Genomic DNA, 15,736 nt, shown 5'->3' with positions numbered 1-15,736 from the left:
GCGAGAGGAAGAAAAATCTGAGAATCGCTCTTCGAGAAGCCGGCTCCCCGGTAACGTCAATCTGCAGCTTGCGCTAAGCGCGTTTATGGGCATCGAATCCGCCATTGACTGCCTGCCTTTTTATTGGCTCAGTTCCTTGAGCGGAGCAAGACGTGTTCTTTCATTCGGGTCGGAACTCAAACTCGGGCTCAAAAGCTCGTATGCCCTTCTGAATCGAGGCTTGGCCTCATCGGGACGCCCCATAACAAGAAGAAGTTCTCCGAGTTCTTCTGAGACATAACCCTGCTCTGGATATTGAATCAGGTCATTTTGGATGGCAAACGCCTCATCGTATCTTTTCAAAGCGCGGAGGCACCGGGCCACAGCCCACCTTGGGATACGAATACGTACGGGATTGCCAGTCGTTTGCTGAAACTCAAGAGCAGACTCAAACGTGACCAGTGCCGTATTGAAGTCGCCCATGTTGAAATACGACCATCCCAGGTTGTTGAGTAGGCTGCCCCTCCATTTCCGCGCTCTTTCGTTCTTTGAGTTTGCCGCAAGTTTGAGTGCCTTTTCGTTCCATTGGATCGATTCCTGTCCTTCTGAGACGATGCCGAGCATATGGGCGGCATCGACCGCATAGAAATCGAAATGCCCCTGTTTGGCCAAGGCAAAGGCCTTCAGAAAATGGGCTTGCGATTCTTTTGTGTCGCCCGAGGTGTTTTTCAGTCGTCCGGACTCTAACTGGACCCTGATCTGGACAACTTCATGGGGAGTTGTTGAGACCTTCGCGATCTCTTCCCATGCTTCGTGGAATCTGCCCTGAAGCCCCTGGGATCTTGCAATCTGGGTGTGCAGTTCATCTGCGGATGCGGGGTACTCGGTCAAGGCCTTCTTCAGTTTGATCTCGCCATTCACCGGATCACGGATGCTCCAGAGGGCATCAATCTCTTCGCCGGTAAGTGAATTAGGGTCTTGTGGCATCGATGTCACTAAGGCTTCGCCACCATGGATTGCAGTAGCGAACCGTTCTGTCCGTAGTATGCTCTCGTCGAACCATTGAACGCTCGCATCGTTCCATTCCACTGCAGGGTCTGTCCGTCCCATGCTCAAGATGACAAAAGGGCGACAGCTTTGAGCGCTGAAGGCGCGTTCTATACCAGCCTGGGGCAACGCCCCAGGTGCCAGGCCCAGTAAAGAATTAGAGGGCTGAAGGCCCGCTCTATAGTTCTCCTGTTCGGGCTGTTGTATTGATACACCCCGGTGTCCTATCTTCTTCGAGGTACTTCACATCAGTTGCCGGAACACGAATCTCCACAATAGCTATTGGCAATCATCGTGAGCATCGCGATATAGCTTGAGGGGGATACGGTGGCGTGTTCGCTTCGGTCGATATCGACTTTGTGCACGACGACCATATTCTTGGCGGGCAACACTGTGATGAACGTCCCTCCTGTACCCATGGCTGAGTACGCACCCTGCATAAACCCAGAGTAAACAGAGCCGGGAAACGCTGGCTGGTCCCATACCCACCATGTAGCGCCGAAGCCCCATCGCTCAGGCTCACCTGCGTTCTGAAACACGTCCGGGTGCATATCCTTGAAAGAGGTCGTTAGCGAGGTCATGTAACGGACCCAGTCTGAGGGAATTATGTTCTTACCATTCCAAACGCCGAAATCGAGCATCAATAGTCCTAAGCGCGCCATGTCCCGAGTGGACAGGTACATCGCATACTCCGGATGAACGCTTCCGGTGGACGGAAACTTGTGCTGCTTCTTGAGATCGAAATCCTGCATGCCTAACGGCGTGGCCAAGTCCGACCCTAGCGTTTCGTAGATTCCTTTTCCCGCCAATTTTTCAAAGGCTGTGCCGGCGGCGTTGAAGTCCCAATTTTGATAAACGAAATACGTTCCCGGATACTCTGAGCCGCGTCTCGGCAGAGTATCGTCGGGATCTGTATAGATGCCGGAACGTCCCTCGAGCAATTGCTCAAGAGTCGCGTGGGATTCAATAGGGAGAAATGGCGTGGACTCCTGCAGACCCACCTCTGTGACGGTCTTGTAGAGATCGATCTTGTTCGCAACGACGTAGTTTCCGTAAAGCATCCCGACGATACTCTTACGAACCGAGGCAATCTTGCTGACGTGCGCAACGTCGCCGTAGGAGAAGATGACCCGTCCCTGCACGATCACCATCATCGACTCGGTATCTTGCACCTTCAGCCAGCCGCGCAATGCCTCCAGCTTTTCGCCGGAATACCCTGCAGCTTCAGGCTTCGCCTCCTGCCAAGTTGCTTGGGGGACAACGTTGCCGTATAGACGAGCTGTTGTCTGGCCGTAAGCTGAAGCAATCTGCATCACCAGAACCAAAAGGGCAATACTGCGCATAATTGCAGCCATTCTATAGAAGAACCGTCCGGCGGAAGAATCAATACGGCCTACATACCGGGAAGCCAGCATCCCGGTGGTGCGGGGTTGCTGGCTTCCGATAAGAGCGTCATGTGGCTAAGAGTGGTGGCCTGTCTCCGATGAGGTGATTCGACGGGCGTTATTTCGTCGGTGAGTCGCTGTCTTCCTTCTCCTGCTGGATATTGGTAGGAGTGTTCAGGCCATGTTCAGGATCGTAGTTGTGTTTTGTCATCCAGTCCTTGTATTGAACGCCCGGCACCTTGATTAGCTTGCCCTTGTTCACCGCGTAGACCTCGTCCTTGACGCTGGTTTTGAAGTTGCAGGTGAAGTAGGCATTCGTCTTAGCGAACACGGGTACGAGTACGACGAGTTCCTGGTTGGGCTTCTTCCACTTCGCGGGGTAAGTTTCAAACCCAGGGTTTCCTTTAACGTTCTGCGAGCAGTCAAAGGTGAATTCGACGCCGTGCGGCACGCCGTTTTCATAGAGGTTAGCGATACCCTCGCCCTTGGATTCTTCCTCGGTGGTGCCTTTGTAGAAGTGAACCTTTTGATGGGGATAGACATGGACACGGAGCGGATAGTCTGCCGGGTTCTTGCTTTCAGCCAGGACAGAAATGGAGGCGAAAAGGACTACTGCGAAAAGCTTGCCAGAGAATCGCATAGTTGATTTTTTAGGGTCCGGTTGAAGTCTACAGCATGGGTAGGCTCATCATAGCTCGCTTCAAGTCCCAGGCCCAGGAAAGAATAAACGGCTGAAAGCCCGCTCTATAGTTCTCTTGTTCGGGCTGTTGTATGGATACGCCCTGGTGTCCTGTCCCTGAAGTCCCCGAGATCAATCATGAAGATCCTTGCCATCCGAAGCGTTGAAAAGCAGGTCCTTCGCGTTGCTCAGGATGACAACATTTATGACAAGAACTTCTTCGACGTCCTCCGTATCAGTTGTTGGAACACGGCTCGATGATAGTTGCGCTTGGCGCAACTATTTCGCACCGGAGGTGCGAATGCCTTGCTTAAGCGCACGGCTTCAGCCGTGCGATAACAAGCCACAAAATACGGCGGCTTTAGCCGCTGAGGCCAAGTTCAGTTCCGCCCGGAGTTTGTCCGATACAGCCCAACGCTCCGTGGCTGTCTCTATCCATCCACGGAACCATGACACTCTTTTTTTGACATTCCTGAGAACTCTTCTGGATCTGCCGTCAAAGGAAGTTTTTAAATCTCCTGTTGTTTTCCCAAAAGAAGCGTGTCATTATTCCTGTTGGAAACCTAAAGGTTCATTTGCCATGAAGGAAAGCCCCGTGAAAGAAAAGCCAGACGTTTTGCAAGGTACGCTCGCGCTGATGGTCCTCAAGACACTCGATGTCCTTGGGCCGCAGCATGGTTGGGGGATTGCCCGTCGCATCGAGCAGATCAGCGGAGACCTTCTGGCTGTCAATCAGGGCACGCTCTATCCGCTCCTGCTCCGGCTGGAGCATGAAGGCTCGATCGCATCCGAGTGGGGCGTGTCGGAGAACAAGCGCCGAGCGCGCTTCTATCGGCTTACCGCGGCCGGCCGCAAGCAACTTCAGGCAGAGACCCGCGAGTGGGAGCAGACCGCGGCCATCATCGCTCGCTTTTTCAAAGTCAAGGCGGAGGATTTACCGTGAGATTCCTGCGGCGGTTCAGAATTCGGCTTTCCAACTTCGTAACTCGGCGGAGTACTGACCAACGGCTGCAGGAAGAGCTCGCCGAGCATCTTGCGTTTCAGGCGGAGGAGAACGTGCGCGCCGGCATGCCGCCTGCCGAGGCGCGGAGACAGGCCGCACTCAAACTTGGACCGGTCGAAGCTATCCGCGAGCGTCATCACGCTGAGCAGAGCCTTCCTTTCTTCGAGAACCTGCTCTTCGATCTGCGCTATGCGAGCCGCATGGTTTTGAAGTCTCCTGGATTCTCTGCCATTGCGATCGGCACCATGGCGCTGGGCATCGGAGCCACCACTGCCATCTATAGCGTGATCGATGCCACGTTGCTGCACCCATTGCCATATCCAAATCCCACTGAGTTGGTGCGCGTTCAGGACGACCTTCCCGGTGTAGGCGCGCACGGCGTCGGCATCTCCATCCCTGAGTGGAGAGACCTGCAGAGCTCCGGAATCTTCCAGTCCGTGGCGCTTACCGGCACCGGCGCAAACGTGAACCTCACGGGCAGTGAGCAGCCCCTGCGTCTCAGCTTCAAGCAGGTCACGCCGAATTACTTCGCGGTCCTCGGCGCGGACGCGCAGTTGGGCCGCACCTTCGATCCCAGCGACACCACTCCCGGCTACAACCTGGAAGTCGTGATCAGCGACGGGCTCTGGAGGAAGGAGTTCGGCGCCGACCCTCAGATTGTTGGCAGGGTTCTGCGCCTGGACAACGATGCCTATCGTGTTGTGGGTGTGATGCCGCGCGGCTTTCGCGATCAGGGCTCGACCAGCGACGAGCAGAATGTTGACTTGTGGTTGGGCGCAGGCTTTTCCGGTCTGCCGTTCCGGCCTCCGCAGCGCGATCTGCGTTTGGCGAGTCGCGCTGTTATTGCGCGCCTGAAGCCCGGTCTGTCGATTGCGGCTGCGCAGGGACATCTCGATGCACTGGTTGACTCGCTGAAAAAGCAATATCCGGCGGAGTATCCGGCACAGACCGCATGGACCGTGCGTCTGATTCCACTGACCGAAACCGTCGTCGGCAGCATTCGTTCCTCTCTCATTCTGCTGTTCGGCGCGGTAGGCCTGGTTCTGCTGATCAGTTGCGTCAACGTCGCCAATCTGCTGCTCGCAAGGGCGAGCGGGCGAGGCCGTGAGATCGCGCTTCGTCAGGCTCTTGGGGCGCAGAGGACGCGGCTCATCCGCCAGTTCCTCGCCGAGAGCCTGCTGCTCTTCGTGCTTGGCGGACTCGCCGGTGTTGCCATTCTCTTCAGCGCCCAGCATTTCCTGCTGAGGCTCATTCCGGAGAGCCTTCCGCATCTGAACAACATCTCGATCAACTGGGGCGTGCTGGTGTTTGCGGTGGCTGTCTCCGTCGTAACCGGAACCGTCTTCGGGCTTGCTCCGGCGTGGCTGATGAGCCGCTTCGATCTGATTGGTACGCTTCGCCAGGAAGGACGCGGCTCCAGCGGATCACGGGAACGTGCGCGTGCTCGCCAGATACTGGTCATCAGTGAGTTGGCGCTCTCGCTGGTGCTCCTCATCGCCGCGGGTCTGCTGTTGCGCAGCTTCTGGGATCTGTTCAAGGTGCAGCCCGGTTTCAATCCCAACCGCGTTATGGCCATTCAATCCTGGCTGCCCGGGCCAAACGATCCCAGTGCTGATATCTACCGATCGGCCACGCAGGAAGCGGTCCTGGTACGCGAGATTCTTCGCCGCAGTCGAACCCTGCCGGGTGTCGAAGAAGCGGCCGCCGGTGACGAAGCCGCGCTTCCCCTGGGCCACAGCCAGCCCGGCCGGCTGCCATTGCTCCGCGAAGGCATCGAGATGAAGGACAATGAGGCGCCCGTGATCAACAGCCCCATCGTCTCGCCCGAATACTTCCACCTGTTGAGCGTGCCGCTGTTACGCGGACGCCTTTTCAACGATCAGGACCTTGAAGACACGCCGCAGGTTGCGGTCATCAATCAGGCCGCCGCTCTTACCTATTGGCCAAATCAGGATCCGTTGGGCAAACGCGTCCGCTTGCGTCTGGATAGTCGCGACCGGCGGACGGGGGCTACGCCACCCTGGACAACGATCATTGGCGTCATTGCGGATGCACGTACGGAATCGCTGGCCGACGCGGCCATTCCGCAGATCTACCGCAGCATCTACCAGCGCCCCGCCAAAGACCTGGCCATCTTTCTTCGCGGACAACTCGATCCCGGCGCCATCTCCTCGCAGATGCGCACGCAGATCCAATCCATCGATCCGGAGCTCCCGGTCTTCCATGGCGAGACTCTGGATGACGTGCTCTCCACGTCGCTCTCCGTCAGGCGATTCTCGATGGAGATGGTGGGATTTTTTGCGGCCACTGCGTTACTGCTCGCCGGGCTTGGAATCTACGGAACGATTTCATATGTCGTGAATGAGCAAAGACGTGAGATCGCCATCCGCCTCGCCCTGGGAGCCCAAAAAGCCACCATCCTCAAGATGGTCTTACGCCGGGGAGTCAGTCTGGCTGCCGCCGGCACTGGACTGGGTATAGCCGGTGCGCTCGTCGTCTCTCACCTGATGTCCGGTCTGCTCTACGGCGTGTCACCTACGGATCTGCCCACCTTCGCAGGATTCACCGTTGTCCTTACCGCCGTCGCGCTTGCAGCCAGCTATATCCCGGCGCTACGAGCCATGCGCCTCGATCCAATCACGACGCTCCACTCCGAATGAGTGCTTTGTCGCTGCTGATGAGCGCGTTTCTCATGGCAATCATCGAAACCTCGCAACTCTGATTCAATGAGCGGTCAGCCCTGTTCTCGCCAGTTTCGTTGTGATCAGTCAACATAAGCCGACATATGGTTACTTATCATTCTCGATAAGCGCATCGGCGACTTTGCATAACTGCAGTTTCATTGCAGACGAGAAGCACGTTTCCTTCATCCCTTGTCAGCGTTGATCCGAGACCATGGACCTAGGGAGACATCCGTCCTTGTCAGTGGACACGACAGTGAGTCCCAGCATCGCCGCAGGTCGCTGCATAACCCCTGCCCGACATCGGTTTGTTTCGCTGCCCCGTGCGTACCTGGCGAGCTCGGCCATAATTCGCCTTGTAGGATCAGTCGCACTCCCTGCTGCTTTCAGCGCCGCTTGCGCGAGTGCGGGCGATGAATTTCGGATACGCGCGATAATGAAGGCTTCTGCGAGCGTACCTTCCGGACGGCTGGAGACTTCTAGATAGGCCGGCATCCAGCGGTGGGCGACCCAATCCCTAACAATCCACGCCTGAATATCCCTACGACGCAGACCGACTCGACTCCAATGCCGGAGACGCTGCCACCGTTCGGGATCAAGGCGCGAAGAGCTGTTAAATCTCTGACAGTATTTGGGTCCTGCGTAGGACTCCGCTACGTCGGAGAAAGCCTCACCGTCCAAGTCTATGAGCTTGGTCGGCTTTGGCTTAGCGGTTGAGCAAATTCCGCCCTGAGCCCGAACCACATCGTAATGAAATACAGAGCCGTCCTGTCCGGCATGGCGTAATTCGGTCGCTACGGGTCCTGCTGCGGGTAGCAAGCGAGCAAGCTCGTCGAAAAATGGCATCGCGTCTCCGACGTCGAGATGGGGAATGCCGATGCCGCCCGCGGTATAGCTCATGATGTGCTTACCCCCCAACATTTTGGGGCCGCTCCAACTATGCTTGGCGGGATCCTGTTGCGTGACCTGTTGCGTGTCGTCTGCTTTGACACCCCACTCCGCAACCGAAAGGGCCAACACGAGCACGCCAAGGCCGCCAAGTTGATCGGAGGTAGGTCTGCTCGCCCCTGCGCCAGTCGCTAACAGTGAGACCGACGAGGTTGACAGTTGCTCTCCGTGAAAGTCATCATCGGCGCGCTCGGACCAGTGAGCCGCAGTCAGCAACGCTTCCAGAGAGGTTTCGGTCACTCGCGCGACCGGCGCCTGGGCAGGCGCGGCGGCACTTGCGAGAAGCGACGCAAGGACGACCGATACTACCCCTAGCTTGGTGGAAAGCCGATAGTTCACGAGTCTCCCATTTCTTTCATACGAAGGGTCTCACACAGATAGCGAAGTAACAACAAGAATAGGTCGGTGTAGCCTACAGGACGCATCTGAGCGCTGAGATCGGGCGGCTTGATCCGACTGGGCGCGCAAACGCGACATGTCCTGGACGCGCCCTCAACGAGGCGCTGCAACTGAGGATCGAGGGACAAATCATCATTGAGAAACCTGGGGACATCCATGATAGGTAAGAGTCAAGGGAAAACGGAGATTTCCCATGGCGAGGCGGAAGGTATTCTCCCGGCGCTTGGTTATGAGTGAAGTCGAACTGTTCTCGATCCTTAGATAAGACCAACGCATAGGCAGCGTGGCCAGACATCCATTTGCGGGAACACCATTGGTGGAACGGCGTCGGCGAAGATTGAGTGAGAGTTGACCGGCCGGCCTCGAAACAGACGGTAAAGTGTATCCGGAGCTGCTGCTCCGTTGCACAGTCCCCAAGCGAGCAAGGACCGGCCGGTGGATCGCTGACAGGTCGAACTGGTATTAGGCAGCTTGAGTGAGCAGAGGCTGCTTTTTCGTTTTTGTCTTCATGGCGTCTTTTGTTTCCGGTGGCGAAGTCACGATCCGGAAGGGCTGGCCGCTCTTGTCCACCGCCAGCAGATAAGCCACCAGCTTGCGTGCTAGTTGCAGCGTGGCCCGATTGCGATGTCCGAGCTCCAGTTGTTTGGCATGCAGCGCCGCCAGTTGCGGGTTCCAGCGTGGCGCCAGTTTGGCTGCTTCGATCAGCACCGTCTGCAGCCACGCATTGCGCTGTTTGGAAATGGGTCCTCGTTGCTGCTTGCCGGCAGAGGACCGGAACGCAGCCGTCAGACCGCAGTAACTCACCGCGTCCCCGATGGAGGAGAAGCGATACGGATCGCCAACCTCCAAGGCCCAGGTCAACGCCGTGATCGGACCCACTCCGGGGATGCTCATCAGACGCTCGATCCGCTGCTCTAAGGCCGGCTCCGATAACAGCCTCTGGGCGATCTGCTTCTGTGCCGACTGGAACAGCTCCATCGAACTGCGGCTCATCCGCAGCAGATCCTTCACTGACTCCGGCACTTCTTCCAGTGTCTCGATCAGAGCGGAGAAGTATTTCTTGCCGTGCAGCTTTTCCTTGTGGAAGACAGTCCCGCTTTCCATCAGCAGCCCAGCCATCTTGTTCTGCATCCGCACCGATTGCTGGACCACCATGCTGCGATAACGCAGCAGCCGTCTCAGATCGCGCATCTGCGGCGGCATCACATAGCACTCCGGTAACAGATCGCATCGCAACAGATCGGCGATCGTTCGCGCATCGATCGTATCGCTCTTCTTCTTGCCAGCAGTGACGGCTCGCATTTTCGCAGGATGTCCCATCACCAGCCGCTCCGCGTACGGCTTCAACGTATCGTAGATCCAGGCACTGAACAGCGTCGCTTCCATCGCTCCGCTCCATCTCTGGAGTTCCTCTGCCCAACGTCGCAGCTCCTGCCGGCTTGCCTGTAGCTTGCCTTCTTGCACGATCTGCCCAGCTACCGTCTTGATGCAGTAGCTGATGCTCCTCTTGTGCACATCTAATCCGATATAGTGAAGGACATCCATGGGGTTCTCCTGTTTGGGATTTCTGAGCCGGCTGCTCGATACAGCCAGTCTCAGCAGCGTAATCTCCAGGAGAACCCTGTTGCATTTCCGCCCACGCCCCCTCACCGCCTATACATCCAAACAGACGGGACGTTCCCATTCCGAATCTTCCCGTCTCAAGAGGAACGTGGAACGCGCTCTTTCGAAAAGCTTGCCTTGTCCAAGCGATCTGCTATGGGAGGAAAGGTGGTCGTAGGACCCTTCCAAAGTAGATCGTCAACGGTTGCGAAGAGCGGAAGATCCGTTCGAAGGGTAGCAAGGTCCCGGAATAGAAATGCCAGATCCCGTTTACTATTGAGAACCTCGGAGAGGCCTTTCGGATTGGAAACGTTCACCTGCCAATCCCGTGGGTCGGACGGGATCGCTTCCAGTTTGCCGAAGCGAGAGAGAACGGCAGAAGCAGACTTGGCGCCCCACCCTGGCAGTCCCGGATAGCCATCGGACGCGTCACCGACCAAGGCGAGATAATCCGGAATGGAGCCTGGTTTGACTCCGAACTTCTGGATAACTCCCTGTTCATCGCGTTCGAGGCGCCTGCGCCGGTCGAGTTGCACAACGCGTGTGCCGACAACGCACTGAGCAAGATCCTTGTCCGGGGTGCTGATGATCACGCGCTCAACCCGAAGATCGTCCTGTGCGAGAGAAGCCGCCGATGCCAGCGCATCGTCTGCCTCATATTCCTCCATCGCCCACACTGCGACTCCGAGCGCACGGAGCGCCTCCTCCAACAACGGAAACTGCGATAGTAACTGGGGGTCCACACCCTCTCCGGTCTTATATTCAGGCCACATCTGATTCCGGAAGGACTCAATCACATGGTCGGTAGCCACACCGATGTACGTCGTACCTGCGCGCATCATGCCCAGAAGTGAACCGAGAACACCGCGCACAGCGGCAACCTCGCGACCTTCGCTGTCTTTGGCCGAGGGGAGAGCATAAAAATGCCTAAAGAGCTCATAGGTCCCATCGATCAGGTGCACTTCCATGGCATCAACCTTATCAGTTGATGCCAAACGTGGCAGCAACGAGCAGCACGATCAATACCGAACTCATCCCATGTGCGTTCACTACACGCCGGTACGTGAACTTTGCTCCCCACCCAGCGAACGCGGCCTTCAGCGCGTTCTTGTCTTGACCCGAAGCGCCAAAGGCGCTTTGTTTTGCTTAAGGGCACGGCTTTTAGCCGTGCCGTATTGATCTCCACTGAGACGCGGCTTTAGCCGCTGAGGGGCATAGTCTCGGTACCTCAGCGGCTAAAGCCGCATGTATTTCAGTGCGGGGACGGGACGGCTTTACAGTTTGCGGAAAAACTCTTTTCGTTTTTCGGGGATTGTCGTAAGAGAGAGGTATGCGGGGAGAAGAAGCGAAGCAGAGCGGGATGTTCAGTTACGTAACGATGGAGCAGCGGATCGCATCGGATCATCCGGTGCGGAGGATCCGGACTATGGTGGATGCGGCACTGAAGCGGATGGATGGTGAGTTGTCGCAGCTTTACGCGGCGACAGGGCGACCATCGATCGCGCCGGAACGTCTGCTGCGTGCGCAGTTGCTGATGGTGCTGTACTCGATTCGCTCGGAACGGCAGTTGATGGAGCAGCTGAACTATAACCTGTTGTTCCGCTGGTTCGTGGGCATGGAGATTGACGATCCGGTGTGGGACGTGACGGTATTTACCAAGAACCGGGAGCGTCTGATCGCCGGCGAAGCCAGCCAGAAGCTTCTGCTGGCGGTGCTGGAGGAAGCTAGCCAGCACAAGCTGCTCAGCGAAGAACACTTCACGGTGGACGGCACGCTGATCCAGGCATGGGCCAACCGGCGCAGCTTCCATGAGAAGGCCGATCCTCCGGACCGTGGGACGGGAGCGGGTGGTAAGAAGCTACTGCGTGATACTCATGAGTCCTCTACCGATCCGGAAGCGCGGCTGTATCGCAAGAGCTCCAGCGGAGCATCGGTTCCCAGCTATCTGGGCCATGTGATCACCGAGAACCGCAACGGTCTGGTGGTGGCGGCCATGGCCACACAGGCCGGGACGACAGAGGAACGTGCAGCGGCTCTGAAGATGTTGAAGCGGATCAAGCGTAAAAAGCGGATCACGCTGGGAGCCGACAAGGGCTATCAGTACGAGAAGTTCATCAAGGCCCTGCGCCGTCGCAAGGTCAGGCCGCACGTGGCCGAGTATGAGCCGAACCCCAAATGGCCCAACTGGCTCAACAGCAAGGAACGCAGCGAGCCGGGATATGCGATCAGTCAGAGGAAACGCAAACTGGTTGAGAAGGTCTTCGGTTGGATGAAGCTGGACCGTTCGATGCGACAGACCAAGCTGCGTGGGCTACGCAAGGTGGACTGGATGGTACAGCTCATGGCCGCAGCCCATAATCTCCTGCGGCTGGTGAAGCTGATACCTCCCATCCCAGCACAGTCATGACACGGCCGTAGTGTGTCTAAACACCCTCTAAACCCACCCAAACCGCATAACAACGTGCCATAGAGAACCAAAACAACTCACCGATCCCTCACAACAGACTGACCCGCAGGCGAAAAGACGCGTTTTTCCGCAAACTGTGAAGCCGTCCCCTTAAGCAAGACATTCGCACTTGCGGTGCGAAGAGCGCTCGATAAAGCACTAAAGTTTTCATGATTTATGTCACGAACTTTAGACTCGGCACCTAGCCTGCTTCGTCGTTCAAGCAGGGAGCGGCGCGGCAGGTAACCCTGTACGCCTTTTATGTGCCTGCATTGTTTAGGCTGTCCGGCCCGGTGCCGCTAGGGATTGGTGGCAGCACAGTCGAGATACACGTTCAGCGTGGACGTCGGCTGGCCCATCATGAAAGGATTAATCATCATTCACTCCCGGGCGACCAATATACCTGCGGACGTGAACTGCAGGCATCTGCAACCGCTGCGGATAGAGCATTTTCCCTGTAGGTGTAGTCCAGAGCATCCGCATCTATGGGCGTTTTCCGCAAAGAAAACGCCACTGCACGCCCTTCCGGGATACCCAGCAACAGGGAAAATGCTCTAAGGCGATGAGCTGCAACAGCTCCGTCTTGGGAACGACTGGGTGGCGCGCTGGAGGTGGTCGCGGGCGATGTAGGACAAACGCCGTTCTCGTCAGCTAGCATATTGCTCCACAAGCGCCATCCTGTTAACTGGATGGGCTAGCTGAGCTGTAGCTTTTAAAACCTGCAATCGCCATTCCACGTTGTGCTTCCGGGTTCTTCATGAAGACTTCCCATACGAAGCCGGTACGTGCATTTTCCGCCATGAGCATTGTGATCCCGGCGTCGATGCCGACGATGTCAGTGTCGTACCACTTTTTCAATGGATTGAAGGCATCGATGAAGCCGTAGCGGCTCCAGGTCTGCGGGAACCGATTCTTGATGTTTTTGAGGACGCGTATCGTAGCGTCAGACAGAAAGGGCAATGAGCCTCCAGTGGCAGCGGGGACTACGGTTCCATCAATGGGACCCATAGCCGGAGGGCCACCCCAGATCACGTAGCCTTTGTCGGAGTCCGAGGCAGTAATGCCCCAGAGATCATCGCTGTAGTCGGGAAAGGTCCTGCCCAGTTCCACGCAGAAGCGGCGGTGTACCTCCGTGGCGATGGCTGAGTTCTGAAAATAATCTGCGTATTTGTCGCGTTTGTGCCGGAAGTCGAACCAGGCCTGAGAGTACTGATGTACAAAGAGCGGAGCAAATGAGCCGATGTAGCGCAATCCGTCATACTCGAACGTTGTGCGCTTCCACGCCAGCCACGCCTCAGGACGCAGGGGATGCGTAGAAGAACCCATTCCGAGCAGATAGATCATCATCAATTCGCTGTAGTAATCCCACTTGGAAGGCAGGAAGCCGAACTCGGGCGTCCATCCCATAGGCAGCAATGTGATGTCTTCCGATAACCAGGTCCAGTCAACCCGGTCAAAAATTGCACGAGCAAGTTGAACGATGTCGCGATCTCGAAAATACTGGCGGCAGGTAAGAATGCCGCAGAGCAAGATTGCCGTATCGACAGAAGAGACTTCCGAGTCCCATATTCTCTCGCCCGTATTCATATTGGCAAAGTGATAGAAGAACCCGCGATGCGTCGGCAGTTTCTTCCAAAGAAAATCGAGTGTCGTAATAACGCGCAGGCGTGCGTCCTGGTGGGAGATGAAGCCGCGTTTTTCTGCAATGCAGATTGCAGTCAGTCCGAAGCCGGTGGACGCAACGCTTGCGACAATACTTGTGTCCGCTGCGCGCACGTTGCAGCGATCTTTAATCAGTCCGGTCTGCGGGTTGGCTTGCTCCCAGAAGTAGAGGAAAGTCTGATGCTCAAGATCGTCCAGAAATTGCTCATCTTCTTGTGAAAAGGCGGTCTGCGCTGGCACAGGTGTTGGCTCTCTGCGCTCTCTGTCAGCCTGTCGCTGCGCGGAGACCGGCGCCCACACAGGAAGGGCTTCCAATTGGGTGAGCGGCAGACCAAGGGAGATGCCGGCAATCTGGCGCAGCAGTTGGCGGCGGGAAGTGCGATTCTCACTCTGGTCGGTTACTTTGCGAATTTGCGCCTCGTTGTTCCCGTCGATTCCGTCTTCGCTTTCATCTATGCTCATTCAGGCCACCCGTAATTGCCCAACTGATTCCGAGCAACGCTTTGTATTGAATAATAGATGCACGAGTGCGTTGTATCAGAGCAGCCCCTGGGCCTTGGGTAGCATGTACTCTGAGTTGCAGTCCAACTCTTTGTTTGCTGGTGTTGCATGACGGGAAAGAAGATTATCTGGGCGACGATCGTAGTTCTGGCAGCCGTGGTCATTGCGCTGTTGCTGCGCGCGCACTGGCTAAGATCAATCTCAGTGCATCGATCGATCACAATTGAAGGCGCAGTAATCCAGCGCGATGCTGACACGGAGAAGGAACTGCCAATCGCAGGTGTTGCGATCACCGCATCGGATGGCGTGAAGAGTGCCACGACTCAGTCCGAAGCTTCGGGATATTTCAAGATTGTCCTGCAAAAAGGAGTGCTGTCCGGAAAGCCTGTCACGGTCAGTTTCCGGCATGCATCCTATGAACCGCTTGACTTAAATGTGCAAACTGGAAGATTGGAGACCCAGAACGAGCTATACATTGCGTCAATGATCCCGGTTCCTGCGAAGATCGCAGCCGGGCCCAGACGCCCGGAAAAGGTGGTTTCCAACATCCGGGTGAGATATACGACGAACTCCAGGACCGAGACGAATGTGGGTAGCGCGGTCAAGACCTTTCAGGTCATCAATAAAGGAAATGTCCCCTGCGAAAATCAGTCTCCTTGTTCCCCGGACGGGAAGTGGAAGGCATCCTGGGGATCTGCGTCGCTGGATGCTGGAGCGGACAATACGTTCGAGAATGTCAGAGCCTCCTGCATTGCAGGGCCGTGCCCGTTTACCCGGATCGACACAAGTGGATTTATTCATGGCGGCCGCAACATCCGGGTTGCAGCTCTGAACTGGTCGGACACAGCCACCTTCCTGATGGAGGCTGAGGTCTATCGCACGACAATCAGTTCCAACGTCCGTGAACTGTACCCTGTCATCTTCGGTCGGACGCTCAACTTTACCCTGCCACCTACTCAGGAAGGCGTGAGCCTTCAGGGTGAGATCGATGGCTCTCCCATGGTATTCCCGCTGGGTCCGCACCTGAACTTGAGTTGGGCCGTCTGTAATGTTCGGACCGGACCGGAGAAAGAGAAGACTGCGGTCTACCGCTGTGAACTTAAGCCGGATTACCGGTTCTGATTACCGATGACATAGGTGAGTGGGGGCTGGAATGGTGCGGAGGATTGGTCCCGCTAAACGCTCTTCTCGTCAGTTGAGGCGTTGGTGACCACAAGCCGACATTATGAGGGCTTATTACATCTGTCGAGCATGGATCATGCGCGCGATTTTGGAAGGTTATTGAACCATGAGCTTTCGCAGTGCGGACTGCGGTATCCAAGACCACTCGATCACAGCTTGATCCTCGTTTACGCATAAACTAACTCGCGTCCCTTCGGGTTGGGCAGGCGGAGGAAATGGTCT

10 protein-coding genes are annotated in these 15,736 nt (G+C 56.5%); 4 read left to right on the top strand and 6 right to left on the bottom strand.

Going from position 1 to position 15,736, the window contains the following annotated elements; genetic code table 11:
- Positions 1-120: 120 nt before the first annotated feature.
- The 3 genes from FTW19_RS22520 to FTW19_RS22510 all read right to left on the bottom strand — a co-directional run bounded on the left by FTW19_RS22520 (position 121) and on the right by FTW19_RS22510 (position 3,051).
- Entirely contained in the window at positions 121-1,068 is a 948-nt protein-coding gene (locus tag FTW19_RS22520) for a tetratricopeptide repeat protein (protein ID WP_187143131.1), read from the bottom strand.
- Between the two features lie 206 nt (positions 1,069-1,274).
- On the bottom strand, positions 1,275-2,369 hold the full coding sequence (locus tag FTW19_RS22515) for a serine hydrolase domain-containing protein (RefSeq protein ID WP_187143130.1): 1,095 nt from the start codon (positions 2,367-2,369) through the stop codon (positions 1,275-1,277).
- Between the two features lie 160 nt (positions 2,370-2,529).
- Positions 2,530-3,051 carry a hypothetical protein gene (locus FTW19_RS22510; RefSeq protein WP_147649825.1) on the bottom strand — a complete coding sequence of 174 codons (522 nt, stop codon included), beginning with the start codon at positions 3,049-3,051 and terminating at the stop codon, positions 2,530-2,532.
- Between the two features lie 634 nt (positions 3,052-3,685).
- Here FTW19_RS22510 and FTW19_RS22505 point away from each other — a divergent pair.
- Together FTW19_RS22505 and FTW19_RS22500 are read left to right on the top strand one after the other, a co-directional pair.
- Positions 3,686-4,033 (top strand): PadR family transcriptional regulator, encoded by a 348-nt coding sequence (locus FTW19_RS22505; RefSeq protein WP_147649824.1) that lies wholly within the window; start codon positions 3,686-3,688, stop codon positions 4,031-4,033.
- Positions 4,030-6,753, top strand: a complete 2,724-nt coding sequence (locus FTW19_RS22500) for an ABC transporter permease (RefSeq protein WP_147649823.1) — start codon at positions 4,030-4,032, stop codon at positions 6,751-6,753. Before FTW19_RS22505 ends, FTW19_RS22500 begins: the two co-directional genes overlap by 4 nt.
- Before the next feature lie 1,830 nt (positions 6,754-8,583).
- Here the strand turns inward: FTW19_RS22500 and FTW19_RS22495 are convergent.
- On the bottom strand, positions 8,584-9,666 hold the full coding sequence (locus tag FTW19_RS22495; protein ID WP_222705456.1) for an IS110 family transposase: 1,083 nt from the start codon (positions 9,664-9,666) through the stop codon (positions 8,584-8,586).
- A gap of 155 nt (positions 9,667-9,821) precedes the next feature.
- On the bottom strand, positions 9,822-10,691 hold the full coding sequence (locus FTW19_RS22490) for a 5'-3' exonuclease (protein ID WP_147649822.1): 870 nt from the start codon (positions 10,689-10,691) through the stop codon (positions 9,822-9,824).
- Between the two features lie 362 nt (positions 10,692-11,053).
- Here FTW19_RS22490 and FTW19_RS22485 point away from each other — a divergent pair, with 362 nt between their 5' ends.
- On the top strand, positions 11,054-12,130 hold the full coding sequence (locus FTW19_RS22485; RefSeq protein WP_147645881.1) for an IS5 family transposase: 1,077 nt from the start codon (positions 11,054-11,056) through the stop codon (positions 12,128-12,130).
- A 720-nt stretch (positions 12,131-12,850) separates the two neighbouring features.
- On the opposite strand, the gene FTW19_RS22480 is transcribed toward FTW19_RS22485, so the two are convergent.
- Positions 12,851-14,293 carry a glucoamylase family protein gene (locus tag FTW19_RS22480; protein ID WP_147649821.1) on the bottom strand — a complete coding sequence of 481 codons (1,443 nt, stop codon included), beginning with the start codon at positions 14,291-14,293 and terminating at the stop codon, positions 12,851-12,853.
- Positions 14,294-14,440: 147 nt separating this feature from the next.
- On the opposite strand from FTW19_RS22480, the gene FTW19_RS22475 reads away from it, so the two are divergent.
- Positions 14,441-15,454: a carboxypeptidase regulatory-like domain-containing protein gene (locus FTW19_RS22475; RefSeq protein WP_147649820.1), complete on the top strand. Its 1,014-nt coding sequence runs from the start codon at positions 14,441-14,443 to the stop codon at positions 15,452-15,454.
- The last annotated feature ends 282 nt before the right edge of the window (positions 15,455-15,736 follow it).

Source organism: Terriglobus albidus, assembly GCF_008000815.1.
GTDB lineage: Bacteria > Acidobacteriota > Terriglobia > Terriglobales > Acidobacteriaceae > Terriglobus > Terriglobus albidus_A.
The sequence above is the reverse complement of the archived record's forward strand: the minus strand, read 5'-3'. Positions and strand labels throughout refer to the sequence as shown.